Annotated in this window: 4 protein-coding genes; 2 read left to right on the forward strand and 2 right to left on the reverse strand. The window is 40.4% G+C overall.

The features are described from left to right. Positions 1-2,982, reverse strand: a 2,982-nt coding sequence (locus tag HN459_05190) for a hypothetical protein (protein MBT3478840.1), incomplete at its 3' end; no start/stop codon positions are given. A 4-nt stretch (positions 2,983-2,986) separates the two neighbouring features. After that, positions 2,987-5,512: a TonB-dependent receptor gene (locus HN459_05195; GenBank protein MBT3478841.1), complete on the reverse strand. Its 2,526-nt coding sequence runs from the start codon at positions 5,510-5,512 to the stop codon at positions 2,987-2,989. Positions 5,513-5,942: 430 nt separating this feature from the next. Between HN459_05195 and HN459_05200 the strand changes: the two genes are divergently transcribed. After that, positions 5,943-7,661, forward strand: coding sequence for a T9SS type A sorting domain-containing protein (locus HN459_05200; GenBank protein MBT3478842.1), 1,719 nt, complete (start codon positions 5,943-5,945; stop codon positions 7,659-7,661). A 120-nt stretch (positions 7,662-7,781) separates the two neighbouring features. Next, positions 7,782-8,257: hypothetical protein (locus HN459_05205; GenBank protein MBT3478843.1), on the forward strand; the 476-nt coding region annotated here is incomplete at its 3' end.

The following is an 8,257-nucleotide window of genomic DNA, read 5'->3' on the forward strand; positions in this document are numbered from 1 at the left end:
ATCGCCTCCAATGGGATGGGTGACAACTATATCTTGGGGTGAATTAAAATCAATTTGCCAGGAAACATTAATACCGTTTCCTTCTTCGAGTATGACCACACTTTCACCGAAATCCCATGTCTTATTTCTAATCTTATAATCTAGGACAGCAATTTTCTTTTTGAAAGGTATGATACCATGGGTCACGTCCCATATTTGGAATGGGGCAGTTGCAGTACCAAGTGAACTGGTATCGGCAATATCGTTAAACCAGCGGATCTCATAATCTGCTCCCCGCATATTGGATGCTTTTCCATCATAGGGCCCCACAGTAACAGCGTAATTCCCGGTGCTACCATCGATCCATTTTGACTTTTTATCATTCAGGGCTAATGATTTGTCCCTAACATAAAGTTTAACACCGTCAATTACCGGGTTTGATTCTTCATTGTTTAATTGTTTGCTCTCCCAAAGCGGATAATGGGTATACTCAATAGTGACTTGCTCACCCTCAGAAATATCTGAGCTTAATGTGTCTGTAACTACCACCTGTCCTGCTTCTGGGAAAAGGAGGTAATCCTTTCCTTTTGACATCACGGCTCCGCTAGCCTTTGTTAAAATAAATCGTTCGCCATTCACACGGTTCTTTTTCAGTGTAATATAAACGTTTTTCTTAACAGTACGGTTTTCAATAACGGGATTTAAGTCCTCAATTGAGTAGCGCGTAGGCTCTGCGGAAAAAGTAATTTGAAATGTATTTGTATCCTCAATTGCCATGGGATCAAGGATTTCTACTGCAAAATCACCCGTAGCAAATCCACCCACATGTTTAAATGCTGAGATTGTATCTTCAGCAACAAATCCTTTTGTATACCCTGCCGCCGGTTCACGGGGCACAACTGCCGCCGTATTAATATCTAGGAAAATCTCGTTGGTTTCAGGATTTAGCGTAATAGTCTTGGATGATTCGCTGGGTCCAATACCCAAGATCTTAGTTCCATGATCATAAGAACAAATGGCATAATAGTATCGTTGACCATTGATGACATTATTGGAATCCACGAATGAATGAATTAATCCTGTATTATTACCCAAATGATAGGCAACGCCTCTCCCGTCATAAGGAATATCACTGGGACCTTTATATTCATTAATCAAATCCCATTTGGCCCAACCGCCTGTTTCGGTTTTGAGTGGTTCAAAAAGGAACCGAGACCCATTAATATCTGTAATATTTTGTTGATCCAAGAAGCTGGGATCGGTGCTGCGGTAAATCACATATCCTTCAAAATCGTATTCTTCAGAGATTGGATCCCAAGAGGATTCAGCAATATCATCCCAATAAAGCGTTACTTTTTGATCACCCGGAACAGCCGTTAAGGTTGGCTTTTCAGGTGGTTTAGCAAACTGGTAATTGGTATCATAGATCTGCCGCGCTGTTTTAGCATTTAGGGTTAGGTCATCAAAATTATTCCCCACCAATAAGGCAATTGAGAATCGTCGTGCTTCTCCTGCCTTTAGAGTGAAATTGCCCGAACCATATAAAAATATATTGTCTCCCGCTACTTCAGAGTTAAGTGAGTCGTATCGTCCTGGCGTCATATAAGTGGAGTAAATATAGTGATCTTTTGAGATGCGATTATTTCCACCAAAATTCGGCGCAGCGAAACTGGTGAGGCCGATCATATCTGATTCGTCCAAATCAGTCCATTCAAAATTTGGTTCACCCGGTTGTCGGATGTCAAATGCATTCCCCGCTGAGGGGATACCGTCATTTTCACCCACATCACCGGTGTTGGGTATACCATCAATACCAACATCATCTTTATCTAAATCCCAATCACCATCATCATCAATCCCGTTGTTTCGACTTTCATCTACCATACCATCGCCATCATTATCTTTGCCATCATATGGATTACCGGGACTCTCTAAAAAAATATATCCGAAATAACCTGGTTTTCGTCCAGCCACATCAGATTTTCCATCTTCGTCCCAGGCGTATACCATATTCAAATCTGTATCAAAATAGGACAAATCATCCTGCCAATTGGATGGTCCGCCAATATGAGGGTCACCCCACATGCCGAACACAACTTCATTCAGATCTTTATTACTTTTGTTTGTGACCTTATAAATCAAAAAGACCACATCTTCTGCCATAGGATTAGACCATTGATAATATCGACATTCGATTTCGATGCCCAACCCCATTTTTGTTGAGTCATTATCAAATGGATAATATTTAAATTCTTGGTTGCTGCGGTCATCCACTACAAAAAATGATTCCAGGTCAGCATTGGAGGATCCTTGGCGGAGAGCGCCAGGCCAGACATAGCTTTTTAAATTGGGATTATACCAGCCTTCAGGCCAGCTGTCCGGTTTGCCGTCGCCATCACGGTCAACGTCATTTGAGGTTGGAATATTTGGACTATTGGGATCACCATAGGGAACGCCTTGGGAGTTGTAAGCCAAGGGCTCCCAGCCCCAAAATATTTTACCATCAGGGGATATTTCACCTCCCAATGAAACCAATCCATCACTAATGGCCTTCGCCATCCAAATCGGATTTCCATCATCATTCAGAATAGGATCTCCATTGGCATCTTTTTTGATATATGCATCTTGATGACTTCCCGGTGCCACTGGAATTTCAGCACCAATGAAGGGACCAAATTCATAGCCGTAACCCAATCCTTCCCAAACAATATCAGTTACGCGGTTTCCCGGGCTGGATATAGATCCGTAGTTCCATATTTCGGTGGTGATTTTATTGCCGTTCAAAATCGCTTTTTGCCGTCTTAATATTTCAGCATTTTCATTGGCTCTTTTGGCGCGAAGTTTATCTCGCCATTGATAAAAATATTCATGTTCAACTGAATTCCATTCTTTTTCAGGGCCGGCAGCGCGCCATTCTTTTGAAAAACGGCGGTATTTTTCCTGTGCAGAAATTGTGGAAAGCGCCAATCCCAAAAGTAATAAAAATGAAGTAAGTTTTTTCATCAGTTTAAAAATCCAGAGAGAAACCGATATTGATTGATCGGGGTGATGTATAATATTGAGGACGGTTTTGATATTCGGACCAAGTATGAACACCTGTTTCGCCATAATGATCTTTGAAACCTTTTGTTTCTTGGGTGGATTGAAACACATAGGTGTAGCCAGCTCGCCCTGTGTCATTGAAAACGTAGCGTTCATTTCGTCTATCGAGCAGATTGTAGATTTTGGCATAAAGCACATAATTGAATTTGCCCATTTTGAAATTTTTATGAAGACGCATATCTACTCGCCATTGCCACGGCTTTCTTCCGGAATTTGGAAGTGGTACATAGTTGGCATTTGGGACATTGGGTGTGTAAGGCCAGCCGCTAGAGAGATTACTGATAACACCCAAATTCCAATTCCCCGGATCTCCTACTGATACAGTAGTATTAAATATATGGCGCTGATCCCAGGATAGGGGTACAATCCGTTTTTCTTCTTCTTCTCCGGATAATGCATTGTAGTAGAATGAGCCAGAATTGACACTGTTACCTTCAGTCACTTGGTATGTATAATCAACGAATGCAGAAGTTTTAGTCACACGGTCATAACGTTTTGTCAGGCTAAAAGTGAACCCTTTTACATTGCCATAATCCTTATTCATATAGATAGCATAATTGGAGGGGCCATATTTTTCAGAATCATATCGAATAGATTGTACGGCCAGTAGGTCTCGGATATCTTTATAAAAAGCACTGATCTCAAACGCTAAAACACGGGCCAATTGCTGCTGGAGTCCGAATTCATAAAGGACTGTTTTTTCCGGCTTCAAATCGGCATACCCAATGGTGGGTCTAAGTCCAGCACCAAAATTTCCCCGTTTATATAACCGACGAAGCGTCGGCATCTGGTAAAAATGGCCATAGGAAAAATGGAGAATTCCTTTATCGGTAATGGGAAAAGCAACCCCAATCCGCGGTGATATCATTGTTTTATTGGATGCTTTTTTCTTTTCACCATCCGGTTTGAGGAAATCTGTTATAAAATCTTCATCTGGTTTGAATTCGTCAAATCGAACACCCACATTTGTAATGAAGTGATTATACTCAATTTTATCCTGGAGATATCCTGAGAAAAATGTGGCTGTATTATTATAATAATTATGGGAAGGGGAGTCGTTCTCAGGTAGAATAGTGGGTACTCTGTAAACTTGATTATCAAAAAGTACGGTAAAATTTCGTTCGTCCAAATGATCACTGCGAAAGTTGACGCCTGTTTTTACTTCGTGGCGGTTGGTTACTTGGCTGGTGAAATCAAGTTTGAAGTTGATTGAATTCGATTTTCGGTATGAGTGGCCGCGATTTGATCCACCGAAAGAAAAAGTAGAAGAAGTAGGTGACCCTTTGATTCGAGAGGAAGGAACATAATCTGAATTATTCAAAACCCAATATTTTGCACCACTTTCAAATTCGTTATAAAGGACGTATTGGCCTGAGCCAAAGCGACTCTCATCTTCTTCGTGGACGGCAGATTCCAAATCAATGGGTTTGAATTGGTATCCCATATAATTGGTTGTGGAATATGAAATATTAGCTTCATAAAAGCTGCGACGGTTAATGGAATGATTCATCTTTATTGAAAAATTATTATTTGATGATTCAGAAGTTGAGGTGCCATCTGGGTTATATTTATAATAATGGGAGTAGGATTTTGAGTCACCACCAGAATGAAGTAATTGGAGAGAAAATTTTAAGCGGGGGGAAACACGATAAGTAAATTTACCCAAAAGGTTTAGGCTGGATCTTGGATTCATAGGGACAAAAGTGCTATCTCCTCCCATTTCAATGTACCAGTTATCCGCATTTCTGAAATCGGCAGAATCCCCTATGGTGTGTTCACGAATACCATAATAATACCCTTCGCTTGAACTGTATCTTCCGGTGATATTAAAGGTGAATTTTCCATCATTAGATATAAAGGGCATTGGGCCATTTACTGTTCCTTCAAATACTTTATTGGTAAAAATATTGAATTGATCAATATTCGTAAAAATATCTGTGTCTGAAGATTGATGATCGCCAGATTGGTAGGAAATACTTCCATGATATTTTTTACCACCATCCTTGATCTGGAGATTAACTATGCCACTCATTGCATTACCATATTCTGCATTGAAAGCACCGCTAACTACTTTCATTTCTTCTAGAGCTTTATTAGAAATGTTTATAGCGAGACCATTAGTGAAAAAGGGGTTAGACACAGAAACACCATCCACATAATAACCAACTTCATTGGACCTTCCACCTCGAATATGGAGTTCACCACCAGCACCTTGGTTTACGCCCGCTTGGGTGGCTAGCACACCAAGGAAAGATTCCACAGGCATTACATTAATTTCATTGGAGGTTAGGACTTTTTGTGAAGCGGTTAAATCCTTTTGAACCATAGGGCGCTCAGCAATGACAGTAACTTCTTCACCTTCGATTACTGCTTCTTTTAACGCAAAGTTTTGGTTCGTGGTTCGATCAAGACTAACGCGAATATTCTCCACACGAAAAGATGCATAGCCGATATATGAAGCACGTAAGTTGTAATTACCAGGGGGAATATTAAGTATAACATATTCACCGAATTGATCGGAGGCGGCGCCATAGGGTGTTCCATCTAAGAAGACGTTAACACCGGCCAGGGGATCGCCCGATTTTATATCAGTAACTTTGCCGGATATTTTTCCTGTATTACCATAAATTATTGATGAAATTGCCAGCGTTAATAAGATTTTAGTCCAACGAAAATGAATAACAGTAATTCCTTAATTTTAAACGAAGAAGCATTTAATAGACCTCAAAGGTATAAAAGCACAAAGGTATATTAATAATAAAATTAAACGTAACTTTAAAAAAATAATATTGTGTTTACTATTTTTTTATGTTTATACTTGGCGGTCGAAAATATACATAGGAATCATACAGGAGAATAAAATGAGAAAAATCGTTAGTGGAATCGTTCTTATAGCATCAACCGTCTTGTTCGCGCAAGCGACATTTAATAACCATAGTGTATTTCATAAAGCACAGGGAGATACTAACCAATGGAATTCGAACTCTGGCCCAAGGGGAGTTTGGAGTGGATCAGATTTGGATAAAGATGGGCGTCCTGAGATATGGGTGACTGATTATGCCAATGGTGGTAAGGTTCACGCCTTTGAATGGTATTATGGTGATACATTGGTTCATGTATGGTCTTCACCCAATTCAAACTCTGCATATTCTTCTGGAACACGTTGGATACAAACGGGTGATTTAGATGGAGATGGTCTTGGTGAAGTTGTTTTCTTTTCTGGCCGATATAATAATTCCGATACTACTGCAGGCCTCCATGTTTATGAATGGGATGGAACGACGGACAATGGTTACAGCACCCATTGGTTTAGAAACCTTCATACTGTTTTTGCAGATACAATGAGCGAAGTCCGAGTTGAGCATTTTACAATTAATGATATTGATGGGGACGGTACACAGGAATTGATATGGGCCAACAATGGTCCCTCTAATCCTGCCTACGGCACAACTGCCACAACCCATTCAGCTTTTTCTGGAGATAGATTCGTCATTTCTTCCGTAAGCGGTGATATTGGTGTTTTACCTCAATTAGTTGAAGAATATTCAATGTCACCTCGAGACGTAGATAAAGATGGTGTTCGGGAAAATGCTTTAGGCGGTGGAAGCCCTCAGGGTGTTGTCGTTGCCGATCTGGATGGTGACGGCAAAAAAGAAGCCGTTTGTTTCTCTTGGAATAATTTAGCAGTATTTGTGATTGAAGCAACAGGTGCTGATACATATACCCTTGGAGATACATCTTACGTAAAACTTGCTGATAAGGATGATTGGACTCTTGCACCAACAGTTGCTGATGCAAATAAAGATGGCAAGGACGAAGTTTATGTCGGGGGCTTTTACGATAAACAATACTTTATTGTGGCTGATACTGACGGAGATGCAAATAAACTTGCTGCTTCAGAAACTGCGGTTCTTGATTCTGCGTATGGGTACGCATATGGTGGTTCCGCAAGTAATAATGCTTTTGGAGAGCCAGCTATATTCTTTGGATATGGTAAAGGAATGACCAAGTTTGAATACACGGGGACAGGCAGTGTTCTTGATACTTCTAATTGGTCTAGAGCAGATTTTGGTGTCGATTCCCTCCAAACAGGTGGCCCAAATAAATTATTTGCTGGTGCAAATTTGGATCGGGATTCATTTGGCGAAGTTATCTTAGCTTATCAAGGAGTGTCCGATAGCCTTTATGCCGGAACTGATTCAGCAAAAGCAAACCCAAACAGGATTTTCTTACGTGTTATGGAATACAGTGGTAAAAGCACAGATTTGAGTGTGAAAGATATTGTATTAATTACACCGGATGACTTTAAACTAAATTCAAATTATCCAAATCCCTTTAACCCGTCAACAACGATTGAATATACTCTGCCTATAGCAAGTAATATTTCAATCACAATTTATAATGTGGTAGGACAAGAGGTTGCATCCTTGCTTCAAATGCAGGATAAAGCTGCAGGTACTTATCATGTTACTTGGAATGGGATGGACAATAATGGTAACAAAGTGGCCAGTGGCACATACTTTTATTCCATGCGGTTTGGGAATTTTACAAAAACAAAACAAATGACCTTCATGAAATGAACGATCCACTTGTGTGAGGATCGGCCCTGTCCCGGTTTACCGGGGCGGGGCTTTTTTTTGACTATAAGTAATCTCTATTTCGGTTGAACATTCCAACAAGGTTAAATTCAGCTTAATTTTATGGGTACACTAAATAAAACTCTCTTTGCCGCCATTCTGATATTGAATGGAATTAACGCCCAATTCCTGGATGCGGTGAAAGAAATCTCTTTCGATGGTCCACCTACTGCCAGGCGGACTCAGGATGGGTTCATCACAACCGGGAGTGCATTAGACCTCCGAGAATATGGAGAATTAGAAGGTGTGGCCATCCGGATTGAAACGAGTGGGGTGCCTAATGTTTTCTTTGAATTTCTAAATGTAAACGGTATTTGGTCTAGCCAAGTCAATGCCCAAATTTTCCCGGAACCACTTTCAAATAGGATGATAGCCTCCTACCGAGGGACTGAAGTTTTCGGATCAATAGCGGTAAGATATATCATTGAATCGAAGGAGTTGGTGAAGTTTTTAAAGGGTGGTGTTTTTGAATCGATTGCGGAAGAATTTCCTCCTGATAATCAAATTCCGCCAATGCAAATTAAAAAGTCCAATGTAGA

Source organism: Candidatus Neomarinimicrobiota bacterium, assembly GCA_018647265.1.
Taxonomy (GTDB): Bacteria; Fidelibacterota; Marinisomatia; order Marinisomatales; family TCS55; genus TCS55.